The sequence below is a fragment of the Xanthomonas arboricola genome, from assembly GCF_002940665.1.
In the GTDB taxonomy this organism is placed as follows: Bacteria; Pseudomonadota; Gammaproteobacteria; order Xanthomonadales; family Xanthomonadaceae; genus Xanthomonas; species Xanthomonas arboricola_B.
The window spans coordinates 900,217-913,341 of record NZ_MIGY01000002.1; the positions used below are offsets into that span (position 1 = coordinate 900,217).

Genomic DNA, 13,125 nt, shown 5'->3' on the forward strand with positions numbered 1-13,125 from the left:
CACTGCAGCGTCGGCTACGCAACCCGGCCAGTGACGGTGTTGCTGCTGCACCGATCATTGCCACGCGTCACGACGCTCGCCTGGGTCGCAGTGGCGCGACCGAACACGCGATGCAGTGATGCCATGCACGCGCGTCGGCGCCAGCCGGCAAGGCAACCGCAGTACGCGCATCGCGCCGCGCAGGATGTCGCCTGCTTTTGCCAACGCGCTGCGTGCACAGGTCGGCCGGCCGGCGGGCCAGATCGGCCAGTGCCGATGACAGGCAGCGCTTCCGCGCGTCAGTGACGACGTGGCGGCGCCGGCCCGCAGCTGTCGCAGCCACCGCAGGCCGCGGCGTCCTGGGCGGCCGGCGGGGCCACGCGGCGACCCAGCGCCCGCATCCACGCAGGTCGCCCGTCGCGCAGCAGACCCAGTGCCAGCATGCCGCGCAGACGCCGCAGCGTGCCGGGGAATTGTTTCTTCATCACCACCCACAGACTGAGCAACACCGCCAGGGCGATGACCAGGTATTGCAGCGTGAGCGACAGATCCACCTCAGCCGGCTCCCAGCAGCACGGCCAGCTGGTAGGTCACCAGCGAGGCCAGGTAGGCCAGCGCGAACAGGTACACCGCGCTGACCGTCATCTGCTTCCACGAGTTGGTTTCGCGCTTGATCGTGGCCAGCGTGGAGATGCACATCGGCGCGTAGATGTACCAGACCAGCAGCGACAGCGCGGTGGCCAGCGACCAGCCATCGCTGATCAGCGGCGACAAGGCCTGCGCCGCGGCATCGTCATCGGCAGCCGACAGTGCGTACACGGTCGCCAGCGAGGCCACCGCCACTTCGCGCGCGGCCAGGCCGGGAATCAGCGCGATGCAGATCTGCCAGTTGAAGCCCAACGGCGCGAAGAAGATCGCCATCGCATGGCCGATGCGCCCGGCGAAGCTGTAATCGATCGCCGGCAAGGTGGCGTCGGCCGGCGCGGCCGGAAACGACAGCAGGAACCACAGCAGGATGGTCAGGGCCAGAATGATGCCGCCGACGCGCTTGAGGAAGATCAGCGCACGCTCCCACAGCCCCAGCGCCAGGTCGGGCAGATGCGGCAGGCGATAGGACGGCAGCTCCAGCATCAGCGGGTGCTCGCTCTTGTCGCGGCGCCACTTCTTCATTGTCCACGACACCAGCAGCGCGCTGACGATGGCCGCGGCATACAAGCCGAACAGGATCAGGCCCTGCTGGTTGAAGACGCCCCACACGGTCTTCTGCGGGATGAAGGCGCCGATCAGCAAGGCATACACCGGCAGGCGCGCCGAACACGTCATCAATGGCGCGACCATGATGGTGGCGAACCGGTCGCGCGGGTCCTGGATGCTGCGGGTGGACATGATGCCGGGCACCGCACAGGCGAAGCTCGACAGCAACGGGATGAACGAGCGCCCGGACAAGCCGGCGGCAGACATCATGCGGTCGAGCAGGAAGGCCGCGCGCGGCAGGTAGCCGGACTCCTCCAGCGCCAGGATGAAGGCGAACAGGATCAGGATCTGCGGCAGGAACTTGATCACCCCGCCCAGGCCAGTGATGATGCCGTCCTTGAGCAGGCTGTTGAGCGGGCCCTCCGGCAGCGTAGTGCCCGCCCACTCGCCCAGCATCGCGGTGCCGGCATCGATCAGGTCCATCACTGGGTTGGCCCAGGCATACACCGCCTGGAAGATCAGGAACATCACCACCGCCAGCGTGACCAGGCCCCAGAGCGGGTGAAGCAGCCAGCGGTCCAGCGCGTCGTCCACCCGCGAGGTCCGCGTCGGCATGGTCACAGCCGCACTCAGGATCTGCCGCACCTGCGCATGGTAGTTGCCATCTGCAGGCGGCGCGGCGCCCGGTGCCGCCAGGCTCGCGGCCTGCGCGTCGATGCGCTCGACCAGCGCCTTGGCGCCGCCGCGGCGCACCGCCACGGTTTCCACCACCGGCACCCCGAGCGCCTGTTCCAGCGCCGGCAGGTTGATGACGATGCCGCGCCGCTGCGCGGCGTCGACCATGTTCAAGGCCACGATCATCGGCCGGCCCAGCTCGCGCAGCTCCAGCGCAAAACGCAGATGCAGGCGCAGGTTGGTCGCATCCATCACGCAGACCAGCACGTCCGGCGCCGGTTCGCCGGGGTAGAAGCCCCGGCACAGGTCGCGGGTGATCGCCTCGTCCAGACTGGCCGGCTGCAGGCTGTAGGCGCCGGGCAGATCCAGCACCGCGAAGTCGCGCCCGGACGGCGCGCGGAAGTGTCCCTCCTTGCGTTCGACGGTGACGCCGGTGTAGTTGGCGACCTTCTGCCGGCTGCCGGTCAGCTGATTGAACAGCGCGGTCTTGCCGCTGTTGGGATTGCCCACCAACGCCAGCCGCAACGGAACGCTCGCCGCGCTCATGCCTGTGCTCCATCGACGCGTACCTGCACGCGTGCCGCCTCGCTGCGGCGCAGGGCGAACCGCGTGTAACCGACCTGTACCAGCAGTGGTTCGCGCCCGACCGGACCGGTCGCCAGCACCGTGACTTCTTCGCCAGCGACAAAGCCCAGTTCGCGCAGGCGCCGGGCGATCGTGTCGTTGGGGAGGCGATCCTCCACGGAATCCACGATGGCGGCGCGATGCAAGGGCATGTCGGACAGCGTCACAAAGACGGCCTGATTGTTAGGAATGGTTCTCAATTCTAGCATCGACGCACCGCGTCATGGCTCGGCCGACCCGTGCCGCTATCATGGTTCGCATCCCATTCATGGACGTTGACGCAATGCAGGACACCGGCTTGATCGTGGAAGACCAGGGAGCGGTCCGCACGTTGCGACTGCACCGCCCGGCGGTGCATAACGCCTTCGATGCGACCTTGATCGGCGCGCTCACCGAAGCCTTGCAGCAGGCCGGCCGGGCAGCGCAGATCCGCGTCGTCGTGATCACCGGTGCCGGCGTTGCGTTCTCTGCGGGCGCCGACCCGAACTGGATGCGCGGCATGGCCGGCGCCAGCGAGGCCGACAATGCAGCCGATGCGCTCGCCCTCGCGCGTTTGATGCGCACGCTGGACGAACTGCCCAAGCCGACCATCGCACGCGTCAACGGCGCGGCGTTCGGCGGCGGCGTGGGCCTGGTGGCGTGCTGCGATATCGCCATCGGCTGTACCGAGGCACGCTTCGGGCTGACCGAGAGCAAGCTCGGCCTGCTGCCGGCGGTGATTTCGCCGTATGTGATCGCAGCGATCGGCGCGCGCCAGGCACGGCGCTGGTTCGCCACTGCCGAGATCTTCGACGCGGCCACCGCGCAGCTGCTGGGCCTGTTGCATCAACTGGTGACCGCCGACCAGCTGGATATCGCGGTGGAGCGCCAGGTCCGCCTGTTGCTGGCGGCCGCCCCATTGGCCGCGGCCAGCGCCAAGGCGCTGGTGCGCGCGGTGCTGCCACCGATCGACCGCGACGCCATCGACGCTGCCAATGCCGCGTGGATCGCGCGCCTGCGCGTTTCCCCGGAAGGCCAGGAAGGCCTGGGCGCCTTCCTCGACAAGCGCAGCCCGGCCTGGGTGCCGGAGGGCGCGGCGTGAGCGACTTTGTCCGCATTGTCGAGGTCGGCCCGCGCGATGGCCTGCAGAATGAAACGACACCGATCGCCACCGCCGACAAGATCGCCTTGATCGATCAACTCTCCGCGACCGGGCTGCGCAGCATCGAGGCGACCAGCTTCGTCAGCCCGCGCTGGGTGCCGCAGCTGGCCGATGCGGCCGAGGTGTTCGCCGGCATCACCCAGGCGTCGGGCATCGCCTATCCGGTGCTGGTGCCGAACCTGCAGGGCTATGCGCGCGCACGCGCCGCCGGTGCGCAAGAGGTGGCGGTGTTCACCGCGGCGTCGGAGGCCTTCAATCGCACCAATACCAACGCCGGCATCGACGAATCGATCGCGCGCTTTCGGCCGATCCTGGAACAGGCCGCGCTCGACGGCGTGCGCGTGCGCGGTTACGTCTCCACCGTGCTGGGCTGCCCGTATCAGGGCGCGGTGCCGGTGGCCGACGTGGTCGATGTCGCGCAACGGCTGTACGCGCTGGGCTGCTACGAGATTTCGCTGGGCGACACCATCGGCGTCGGCACCCCGGCCAAGGCACGCCAGATGCTGGCCGCGGTGGCGCAGGCGGTACCGATGCCGGCATTGGCCGTGCACTTCCACGACACCTACGGCCAGGCGCTGGCCAACATCGCCGCCTGCCTGGAGCAAGGCGTGCGCGTGGTCGATGCGGCGGTGTCCGGTGCCGGCGGCTGCCCCTACGCCAAGGGCGCCAGCGGCAATGTCGCCAGCGAAGATGTGGTGTATCTGCTGCATGGGCTGGGCATGCCGACCGGCATCGACCTGCCTGCCCTCGCCCGCACCGGCCGCTGGCTGGCGCAGTTGCTGGGCCGCGAGACCGGCAGCAAGGTCGGCAAAGCCTTGGCGGCCGCCGGCTGAGATTTCGGTCCCGCACACCGCCGCCACCGCCCGTGCATCTTCCAGGGCGGGCGCACAGACGCTTCGGCTAGAATCGCCGGCTGCGTCGTCACCCGTTCGCCTGCCGGCATCCACCGGCTTCCAGGATTTCCAAGGAACCACCGCATGCAGCCTTCTTCTGTTCTTGCCATCGTCACCGGCGGCGTTTCCGGCCTGGGCCTGGCCGTGGCGCAGCGCATCGTGGCCGACGGCGGCAAGGTCGCCCTGTTCGACGTCAACGCCGACAAGGCTGAGGCGGCGCTGGCGCTGCTCGGTGACGGCAACGCGCAGTATTTCGCCACCGACGTCACCGACGAGGCGCAGGTCGGCGCCAACGTGGCGCAGGCCGCGCAGGCACTGGGCGGGCTCAACCTGGCGGTGAACTGCGCCGGCATCCTGGGCTCGGGCCGCGTGCTCGGCAAGGAAGCGCCGATGCCACTGGCAACCTTCCGCACCACCGTGCTGGTCAACCTGGTTGGCAGCTTCAATGTCGCCAAGGCCGCGGCCGACGTGATGCAGCACAACAGTGCCGGCGACGACGGCGAGCGCGGCGTGATCATCAACACCGCGTCGGTGGCCGCCTACGAAGGCCAGATCGGCCAGGCCGCCTATGCCGCCAGCAAGGGTGGCGTGGTCGGCATGACCTTGCCGATGGCACGCGAGCTGGCCCGCTTCGGCATCCGCGTGATGACGATCGCACCGGGCGTGTTCTGGACCCCGATGGTGGACGGCATGCCCGAGGCGGTGCAGCAATCGCTGGCCGCGGCGATCCCGTTCCCCTCGCGCCTGGGCCAACCCGACGAGTACGCCGACACCGTCGCCTTCATCCTGCGCAATCGCTACCTCAATGGCGACGTGATTCGCCTGGACGGCGGCGTGCGGTTGGCGCCCAAGTAGCGGGGATTGGTGCGTCGGGATTAGGGATTCGCAACAGCACTGCTGCCCTCCCCGCCCGCTCCAGTCCTGCTTTGCTAATCCCTAATCCCAAATCACCAATCCCTGACTCTCCATGAAAGCTAACGACATCAAGAAAGGCAACGTCGTCGAATACAACGGCGGCATTTACCAGATCCGCGACATCGAGCGCAGCTCGCCGCAGGGCCGCGGTGGCAACGTGCGCTTCCGCTTCATCATGTACAGCGTGCCCGGTGGCGCCAAGCTGGACGCCAGCTTCGACGCCGACGACAACCTGCCGGAAGTGGAGTTGCTGCGTCGCCTGTCGACATTTTCGTACAAGGATGGCGAGGCGTTCGTGTTCATGGACGACGAGGATTTCACTCCCTATACGCTGGATGCTGACGTGATCGGCACCGATGCCGGCTACATCATCGACGGACTGACCGGCATCTACGTGCAGGTGATCGACGACCAGCCGGTGGCCGTGCAACTGCCGCAGACGGTGACGCTGGAAGTGGTCGAAACCCCGCCCGAACTCAAGGGCGGCACCGCCACCAAGCGGCCCAAGCCGGCCAAGCTCAATACCGGCCTGGAAATCATGGTGCCCGAGTACATCACCAACGGTGAGCGCGTGCTGGTCAACACCACCACCGGCGAATTCGCAGGCCGCGCCGACTGATGCGCAAGCTGGTCGCTGTGGTGACGCTGGGGCTGCTGGCTGCCTGCACGGCGCAACCGGCCCCGGCGCCGACAGCCACGCCCGCACCTGCGCCGGTGGCCTGCACCGATGCCAAGGTGGACGAGGAGTGGCTGCAACATCCGCCCGGCCTGTGCGGCATGCCGGAGGATGTGCGCACGCTGGTGGAGGACTACGACACATGCGAGCACTTCGCGGGCGAGGACCCGTACGACGCCGATCGTCGCCACGAGATCGAGGTGGCGATCGCGCAATTCTGCACGCCGGCACCGGCACGGCTTGCAAAGCTACTGAAGCAATACCGCAACAACGCGCGGGTCAGCGAGTGGCTGCGCAAGTATTCGGTGCAGGCGGATCTGCAACCGGCCGGCTGAGGTGCGTCGGCTGGTGTGACAGGTGCCAGCTGTGCAATGCGTCGTCCCTGGCAGGAGCACTGGGAACCGGGACTTACCGCTGCAGGCCACAGCGCCTACCTTCTCCCATCGGGAAAAGGTGGCGCAAAGCGCCGGATACGGGTACGGGCGAAGCCTCGTGCAGTTGGACCTATACGAGAGCTTCGGCCCGTACCCTCACCCCCCGCTCCGCGCCCCGGCCCGCGCTAGCAGCGCGGGCGCTCCAAGCCACACGCGCCAATGGCGCGCAAGCCGTGCCTTCTCGACCCGCAGGGAGAGGGCTGGTACCGCCCCCCGGCGTGGTCCGAATCGCTATTGCGCCTGCAGAGGTAGACCCATCTCCGACCGCATTTTGTCGGCAGCCGCATCACCGCGCGCTAGCTCGCGCAGGCGTGCGCGCAGGCGCTGCACATTCGCCTCGCCCTGCTCTAGTCCGGCGCGGACGTCGGCCGGCAGTTGCTGCCGCCCCAGCGCCTGCAGCTGTTTCCAGCCGTCGACCAGTACGCCGGTTTCCTGCGCCACGCGCACGCTCAGGTCTTGCTGCTCTTCCGCTTGCGGCAGCCCGTAACTGGCGCTGCCCAACAGCGTGGCCGGGTGACTGAGCTGGGCCTGCCGCGCGAACAGCGACTGCAGCTGACCCTGCACCGAGTCACGCCCGGCCGCGCCGGGCGTCAGCAGGCGCTTGAGCGCATCGCGCGCCCGCAATTCCTGGCGCCGCAGTGCGGCCTGTTCGAGCAACAACGCCGCAGCCGTCTCGCGTAGACCGCCGCGGTCGAACCACTGCGCACGCGCGTCCGCGCGCGCGTCCAGCCATTGCTCCACGCTGGTCTGCGGCACCGGCAGGCCGCGGCGGATCACCTCGAACATGGTCTGGTAATGCGCCGCCGCCGACTCAAAGTAATAGCCCTGCCGAATCGCCTGCGCAGGGTCGTCCAGCACCTGCATGTCGGCGATGCCGGCGCGCTGCAAGCGCTGCCTCACGCCGCGCGGGGTGATCGACGACAGCCGTGCCGCGGCCAGCCGCGGCACGCCGTCGTGCAGAAGCTTGAAGGTCTCCACCGCGCAGTTGTTGCCGATGAAGTAGTAGCGCCCGTCGTAACTCCAATGCACCTGCGCGGCACGTGCGAGCAGCGCGGCGATCTCCCCGCGCGTCAGTGTCAGCGGCACCGACGACAGCGCGCGCAGCTCGACCTTGGTGTATTCGTCCACGACCTGATTCAACGGCAATACGAACAGCCGCGAGGGATACGAGCCGGTCAGCCCGCGCCAGCTGGAAATCTGCACATCGCCGACGAAGGCGCGGAACGACAGCACGCGGTGATACTGCAGATCCAGACGGCAATCGGGACCGGGCGTGCGGCCAGGGGCACAGATCACCAGACGCAGCATGCTGTGGCCCCAGCGGCTCATCGGCTGCGCATTGCCCTCGGCCAGCAGGTAGTCCACCGCGTACACACGCGCTGGATCCAGTGCCAGCAGCGACATCGCGCCGGCATCGTTATCAGCCTGCAGGTACGGCAACGTCGTCTCGCAATGGGTTGCATTCGGCATGCCACCGACCTGCTCGGCGAACCAGGCGGCCAGCGCCGGACGCCGGCAGTGATAGTCGGCATCGAGCACGTAGTGTTCGAGATTCACCGCGACGAATTCGGCTGGGCTGCGCCGCTCGTAATCGTCGGGGCTGCGATCGCTGAACCGGTTTGCGCCGCGCCCGATCCGCCAGGGACGCACCTGCCAGCCGGCCAGATCGCGCAGCCGCGGGTCGCGCGACAGGCCGCCGTGCGCACCGCGGTCCAGCACATGCGCCAGTTCATGCACCACGGCGGCCATTGCCGCGCGCGTGGCCGGTGCGCCGGGGTCGGTCTGCGCAGCTGTCGCCTGCACGCTCCAGGCATCCAGCAGCGCACGATCGAGCAGGATGCGCCGGCCGATCGCGCGGCCATGCACGTGTGCCGGCAAATCCGTGCGCCACTGCAGCTGGATCGGTGCGTCGATGCGCTGCATCCAAGCCGGCGGCAGACGCTGCGCCACCTGTTCCATCAATGCGTGCGTGGCGTCGATCTGCGCCGCAGACAGGCCCTGCGGATCGACATAAATGCGTAATTCGGCCTGCGCCGCCGGTGCGATCGCTGCGGCCAGCCACAGCCACCAGCACCGGCGAGGAGAACTCACTGGGCCAGGATGGACTGCGCCAGTTCTAGGTCGCTGGACAGCCGCGCCGCATCGCTACGGCTGCGCAACTGCAGCAGCGCCGCTTCCAGCCGCGCGCCGCGGATCGCGCCATCGCTGGCGACGAAGCCGGCGGCATCTTCGCGTGCGTCGGCCACCACCTTGTCGTCGCCGGAACTGCTGCCGGAGGAATTGGACGAACCGGCCGACGATGCACCCGCCGAGGTTCCGGCCAGGCTGGATGCGAAGGCCGCCAGCGGCAGCAGCGTCAAAGCGCAAAACACGAGGGAGCGCATCATTGGCGTATCGATTCCATGTGAAGGTGGTGAAAGACTAACCGGCACGCGTGGCGGCAGGCGCGTCGTCCATCTCGAACAGCTTGCCGGGATTCAGCAAAAGATGAGGATCGAGCACATGTTTGATCCCGCGCATCAAGGCGATCTCCTCGGCCGAGCGGGTACTCCACAGGTAGGCTTTCTTGACCAGGCCGATGCCGTGTTCGGCAGAGATGCTGCCACCAAAACGCTGTAAGGCCTGCGCCAGCAACTTGGTCACCTGATCGCAGGCCGCCACGAAATCGGCCTGGCTGGTGTCGTCGGGCTTGAGCACGTTGATATGCAGGTTGCCGTCGCCGATATGGCCGAACCACACCACATCGAAATGCGGATACGCATCGTGCAGCAACGCCTGGGTTTCGGCCAGGAACGCCGGCATCGCCGAGATGCGCACCGACACGTCATTCTTGTACGGCGTGTAGCGCGCCAGCGCTTCGGTGATGCCTTCGCGCAGCCGCCACAGTTGCGCGGCCTGCGCATCGCTCTGGCTGATCACCCCATCGCTGACCCAGCCCTGCTCCATGCAGGTTTCGAATGCCGCCATCGCTGCGGCTTCCTGCGCCTCGTCGCCGGCAGCGAATTCGGTGACCACGTAATACGGATGCACCTGCGCAAACGGTGCCTGCGCGCCGTGCGCCAGCACGTGTTCGAGCGCGCGGTCGGTGAAGAATTCGAACGCCTCCAGCCGCAGCTGCGCGCGGAACGCGGCAAACACCTGCATCAGCACCTCGAACGAGGGCAGCGCCAGCAGCATCACGTTGCTGGGCGGCGGCGGATCGGTCAGTCGTAGCGTCGCTTCGACCACCACGCCGAGCGTGCCCTCGGAGCCGATCATCAAATGGCGGAAATCGTAGCCGCTGGAATTTTTCACCAGCGCGTTGTTGAGTTCCAGCAGTTCGCCGGCACCGGTGACCACCTTCAGGCCGGCCACCCAGTCGCGGGTATTGCCGTAGCGGATCACGCGGATGCCGCCGGCATTGGTGGCGATGTTGCCGCCGATCGAACACGAACCGCGCGCGGCGAAATCCACCGGATACACCAGCCCATGCTCGCGCGCGGCGTTGTGCACCGCTTCCAGCGGCATGCCGGCCTGGACGGTGAGCGTGCGATCTACCGCATTGAACTCCAGCGGCTTGTTCAGGCGCTCCAGGCTCAGCACCAGCTCGCCGTTGGCAGCCACTGCACCGCCGGACAGACCGGTGCGCCCGCCCGAAGGCACCACCGCAACCGCGTTCGCATTGGCCCAGCGCAGCACAGATTGCACCTCGTCCACCGCACCAGGCAAGGCGATCGCCAGCGGGTTGGGCGTCCAGCGCCGCGTCCAGTCGCGGCCGTAGTGTTCCAGGTCGGCCGGCTCGGTCTTCAAACGCAACGCGGGCACGGCCTGTTGCAACGAAAGGATGCGGGGATCGGTCATGGCACACGGCGCTGCGGTAGGAACCGCACAGCGTGCCAGTGCGCGCCAGCCTCGTCCAGTTGCACGGCGTGGCACCGCCGCGGCGTTGGATTCAGCTGAAACCGTTGCACCGCAAGGACTTTGCCTGCGCAGACACTGCGTTGCGGGTGCCCCATCGCGCGCCCCATCTGGCATAGTTGCCGACCCGATTGCTGCAATGCGCTCCCCCATGTCGCCGAAGAGAACCTCGTTTCCCAAGCAGGACATCCGCGTCCTTTTGCTGGAAGGCATCAGCCAGACGGCCGTGGATGTGTTCCGCGCCGCCGGTTATTCGCAGATCGAACTGCACGCCAAGTCGTTGCCGGAAGACGAGCTCATCGCGCGCATCGCCGAGGCGCATATCGTCGGCATCCGCTCGCGCACGCAGTTGAGCGCGGAGGTGCTGGCGCATGCCAAGCGGCTGATCGCAGTGGGCTGCTTCTGCATCGGCACCAATCAGGTCGATCTGGACGCGGCCGAGCTGGCCGGCATCCCGGTGTTCAACGCGCCCTACTCCAATACCCGCAGCGTGGCCGAGCTGGTCATCGCCGAGGCGATCCTGCTGTTGCGCGGCATCCCGCAGAAGAACGCCGAATGCCATCGCGGCGGGTGGTCCAAGTCGGCCGCCGGCAGCCACGAAACGCGCGGCAAGGTGCTTGGCATCGTCGGTTACGGGCATATCGGCACCCAGGTCGGCGTGCTGGCCGAGTCCCTGGGCATGCAGGTGATCTTCCACGACATCGAAACCAAGCTGTCGCTGGGCAACGCGCGCGCGGCGATCGATCTGGACGACCTGCTGGCACGCGCGGACGTGGTGACCCTGCATGTGCCGGAGACGCCGTCGACCAAGGACATGATCGGCGCGGCGGAAATCGCGCGCATGAAGCACGGCGCGCACCTGATCAACGCCTCGCGCGGCACAGTGATCGACATCGACGCACTGGACGCGGCGCTGAGCTCGGGCCAGATCGGCGGCGCGGCGGTGGACGTGTTCCCGATCGAGCCCAAGGGCAATGGCGATGCGTTCGAATCAAAGTTGATCGCGCACGACAACGTGATCCTGACCCCGCACGTCGGCGGCAGCACGCTGGAAGCGCAGGACAATATCGGCATCGAAGTGGCCGCCAAGCTGGTGCGCTACAGCGACAACGGCAGCACCCTGTCGGCGGTGAACTTCCCCGAGGTCACCCTGCCCGAGCACCCCGACAGCCTGCGTCTGCTGCATATCCACCGCAACGTGCCGGGCGTGCTGTCCAAGATCAACGAACTGTTCTCGCGCCACAACGTCAACATCGACGGCCAGTTCCTGCGCACCGACCCCAAGGTGGGATACGTGGTGATCGACGTCAGCGCCAGCGAGGCGCAGGCCACCGCGTTGAAGGAAGGCCTGGCCTTGATCGAAGGGACCTTGCGGACGCGCATTCTGTACTGAGCGGACTTTGTACTGAGGTGATCCCTTCTCCCAAGGGGAGAAGGTGGCCCGAAGGGCCGGATGAGGGGCGCTGCGGCCAACTTCGGCGCGTCTGCCATGGCAAACGCGTCGCCACGCGCCAGTAAGGGTGACTCGTAAACTGGCAGCCGATGCCTGGCCGCACTCTCCCCCAACCCCCGCTCCGCGCCCCGGCCCGCGCTTGCGGCGCGGGCGCTCCCAGGCACGCGCGCCCATGGCGCGCAGGCAGTGCTTTAGAACTCTAGTCAGCCGTACCCACCCCTCTCCCGACAGGAGAGGGGCTTTCGCAGACCTGAGCATGAAACAACGTCTCATCACTACTCAGGACTTCCAAGGCCATGACAGCGAATGGCCGAGGCAGCAGCGTGTGCGGGGATTGGCGGAGAGCGGCACACAGGGATGTGCCGCGGCGGCGAGTCAGACAGGATGTCTGACCGAGCCGAGCAGCCGATCGCCGGCCGCGCTGCTGCCGCCCACCGAAGCCAGTAAGTGACAGGCAGCACCAGCACTTGCGGCGCACGCGCCAGCGGTGCGCAAGCAGCGCCTGATTACCCCGACGAAAGGGGCTCTAACAAGCTGCTCAACGCGCGCGCGCCACCCACTTCTCGGCCATGCGACGCATCGACGGATCCAGCTGCGGATCGGCAAGCAGCTCGGCGACCGGGCGCCACGCCAGAGCCAGCGATTCCTCGCTGACCTCGAATGCCTCGTCCGCCCCAGCCACCACCACATAGCGCGCGTCGTAATGCCAATGCCCGGCCACCTCGCCGCGCGCGGGGATCCAGTGCCGGTCCAGGTCGAAGATGGCCGCGTCAGCCAGGCGCAAACCGGTCAATCCGGATTCCTCCTGCGCCTCGCGCAAGGCCACCTGCGCCAGGTCGCGGTCGCCGTCGGCGTGCCCGCCCAGCTGCAGCCAGCGTTGCAGCTTGCGGTGATGGGTCAGCAGCGTGCGCGTGCCATCGGCGCTGACCACCCACGCCGAGCCGGTAAAATGACCTTCGACACGCTCGCGCAGGAACGGGTTGGTGGCATCGTCCAGCAGTTGAGCGAACTGCTCGGCCAGCCCGGCTTCGTCCGGCCAGCGCGCGCGGTAGTCGGCCAATCGCTGTTGCAGGGTTGCATCCACCATCTGTCGTTCCCGGTCGCCCGTCGCGGGCCAGGCGGCCATTATCGCCATTCATGCTGCGTACGTGCTTGTCGTGAGCGTGTAGCTTTGGCAAGGTAGGCCGCTTGCCTGTCCCACCGGGACGCGGCGCACCACCTTCGCCCAGGCGCGCGCGCCTTAG

The 13,125-nt window shown here is 67.6% G+C and carries 13 protein-coding genes; 6 read left to right on the forward strand and 7 right to left on the reverse strand.

All coding sequences use genetic code 11. From position 1 onward, the window contains the following. Window positions 1-278: 278 nt before the first annotated feature. Genes XarjCFBP7645_RS11010 through XarjCFBP7645_RS11020 form a run of 3 tightly spaced genes read right to left on the reverse strand, consistent with a single transcriptional unit; the run spans window position 279 to window position 2,639 of the window. Window positions 279-533 (reverse strand): DUF6587 family protein, encoded by a 255-nt coding sequence (locus XarjCFBP7645_RS11010; RefSeq protein WP_181126290.1) that lies wholly within the window; start codon window positions 531-533, stop codon window positions 279-281. Between the two features lies 1 nt (window position 534). Next, the gene (gene feoB / locus XarjCFBP7645_RS11015; RefSeq protein ID WP_104537513.1) at window positions 535-2,394 is read right to left on the reverse strand and encodes a ferrous iron transporter B; all 1,860 of its coding nucleotides are present in this window, start codon (window positions 2,392-2,394) and stop codon (window positions 535-537) included. Then, a complete protein-coding gene (locus XarjCFBP7645_RS11020; RefSeq protein ID WP_016904358.1) occupies window positions 2,391-2,639 on the reverse strand; it encodes a FeoA family protein in 249 nt (82 codons plus the stop codon). Before XarjCFBP7645_RS11020 ends, feoB begins: the two co-directional genes overlap by 4 nt. A 116-nt stretch (window positions 2,640-2,755) precedes the next feature. Between XarjCFBP7645_RS11020 and XarjCFBP7645_RS11025 the strand changes: the two genes are divergently transcribed. The 5 genes from XarjCFBP7645_RS11025 to XarjCFBP7645_RS11045 all read left to right on the forward strand — a co-directional run bounded on the left by XarjCFBP7645_RS11025 (window position 2,756) and on the right by XarjCFBP7645_RS11045 (window position 6,432). Next, the gene (locus XarjCFBP7645_RS11025; RefSeq protein ID WP_104537514.1) at window positions 2,756-3,553 is read left to right on the forward strand and encodes an enoyl-CoA hydratase-related protein; all 798 of its coding nucleotides are present in this window, start codon (window positions 2,756-2,758) and stop codon (window positions 3,551-3,553) included. Next, on the forward strand, window positions 3,550-4,446 hold the full coding sequence (locus tag XarjCFBP7645_RS11030) for a hydroxymethylglutaryl-CoA lyase (RefSeq protein WP_104537515.1): 897 nt from the start codon (window positions 3,550-3,552) through the stop codon (window positions 4,444-4,446). The genes XarjCFBP7645_RS11025 and XarjCFBP7645_RS11030 overlap by 4 nt, the downstream gene beginning before the upstream one ends. A 144-nt stretch (window positions 4,447-4,590) precedes the next feature. Beyond that, on the forward strand, window positions 4,591-5,361 hold the full coding sequence (locus XarjCFBP7645_RS11035; protein WP_104537516.1) for an SDR family oxidoreductase: 771 nt from the start codon (window positions 4,591-4,593) through the stop codon (window positions 5,359-5,361). A 112-nt stretch (window positions 5,362-5,473) separates the two neighbouring features. Continuing rightward, window positions 5,474-6,040 (forward strand): elongation factor P-like protein YeiP, encoded by a 567-nt coding sequence (gene yeiP / locus XarjCFBP7645_RS11040; protein ID WP_016904354.1) that lies wholly within the window; start codon window positions 5,474-5,476, stop codon window positions 6,038-6,040. Further along, window positions 6,040-6,432 carry a hypothetical protein gene (locus XarjCFBP7645_RS11045; RefSeq protein ID WP_104537517.1) on the forward strand — a complete coding sequence of 131 codons (393 nt, stop codon included), beginning with the start codon at window positions 6,040-6,042 and terminating at the stop codon, window positions 6,430-6,432. Before yeiP ends, XarjCFBP7645_RS11045 begins: the two co-directional genes overlap by 1 nt. A gap of 330 nt (window positions 6,433-6,762) precedes the next feature. On the opposite strand, the gene XarjCFBP7645_RS11050 is transcribed toward XarjCFBP7645_RS11045, so the two are convergent. The 3 genes from XarjCFBP7645_RS11050 to XarjCFBP7645_RS11060 are packed head-to-tail and all read right to left on the reverse strand — an operon-like array spanning window position 6,763 to window position 10,371. Then, window positions 6,763-8,622 (reverse strand): DUF4105 domain-containing protein, encoded by a 1,860-nt coding sequence (locus XarjCFBP7645_RS11050; RefSeq protein ID WP_104537518.1) that lies wholly within the window; start codon window positions 8,620-8,622, stop codon window positions 6,763-6,765. Then, a complete protein-coding gene (locus XarjCFBP7645_RS11055) occupies window positions 8,619-8,918 on the reverse strand; it encodes a DUF2388 domain-containing protein (protein WP_024937732.1) in 300 nt (99 codons plus the stop codon). Before XarjCFBP7645_RS11055 ends, XarjCFBP7645_RS11050 begins: the two co-directional genes overlap by 4 nt. 34 nt (window positions 8,919-8,952) lie before the next feature. Then, window positions 8,953-10,371: an FAD-binding oxidoreductase gene (locus XarjCFBP7645_RS11060; RefSeq protein ID WP_104537519.1), complete on the reverse strand. Its 1,419-nt coding sequence runs from the start codon at window positions 10,369-10,371 to the stop codon at window positions 8,953-8,955. Window positions 10,372-10,579: 208 nt separating this feature from the next. On the opposite strand from XarjCFBP7645_RS11060, the gene serA reads away from it, so the two are divergent. Beyond that, a complete protein-coding gene (gene serA / locus XarjCFBP7645_RS11065; protein WP_104537520.1) occupies window positions 10,580-11,821 on the forward strand; it encodes a phosphoglycerate dehydrogenase in 1,242 nt (413 codons plus the stop codon). Between the two features lie 598 nt (window positions 11,822-12,419). Here the strand turns inward: serA and XarjCFBP7645_RS11075 are convergent. Continuing rightward, entirely contained in the window at window positions 12,420-13,007 is a 588-nt protein-coding gene (locus tag XarjCFBP7645_RS11075) for an NUDIX hydrolase (protein ID WP_104537521.1), read from the reverse strand. Window positions 13,008-13,125 lie beyond the last annotated feature (118 nt).

Bases quoted from the DNA above. Each gene is read 5' to 3' on its own strand.
- serA (WP_104537520.1), top strand. From the start codon at position 10,580: ATGTCGCCGAAGAGAACCTCGTTTCCCAAGCAGGACATCCGCGTCCTT.
- XarjCFBP7645_RS11060 (WP_104537519.1), bottom strand. From the start codon at position 10,371: ATGACCGATCCCCGCATCCTTTCGTTGCAACAGGCCGTGCCCGCGTTG.
- XarjCFBP7645_RS11035 (WP_104537516.1), top strand. From the start codon at position 4,591: ATGCAGCCTTCTTCTGTTCTTGCCATCGTCACCGGCGGCGTTTCCGGC.
- XarjCFBP7645_RS11045 (WP_104537517.1), top strand. From the start codon at position 6,040: ATGCGCAAGCTGGTCGCTGTGGTGACGCTGGGGCTGCTGGCTGCCTGC.
- XarjCFBP7645_RS11055 (WP_024937732.1), bottom strand. From the start codon at position 8,918: ATGATGCGCTCCCTCGTGTTTTGCGCTTTGACGCTGCTGCCGCTGGCG.
- XarjCFBP7645_RS11025 (WP_104537514.1), top strand. From the start codon at position 2,756: ATGCAGGACACCGGCTTGATCGTGGAAGACCAGGGAGCGGTCCGCACG.
- feoB (WP_104537513.1), bottom strand. From the start codon at position 2,394: ATGAGCGCGGCGAGCGTTCCGTTGCGGCTGGCGTTGGTGGGCAATCCC.
- XarjCFBP7645_RS11075 (WP_104537521.1), bottom strand. From the start codon at position 13,007: ATGGCCGCCTGGCCCGCGACGGGCGACCGGGAACGACAGATGGTGGAT.
- yeiP (WP_016904354.1), top strand. From the start codon at position 5,474: ATGAAAGCTAACGACATCAAGAAAGGCAACGTCGTCGAATACAACGGC.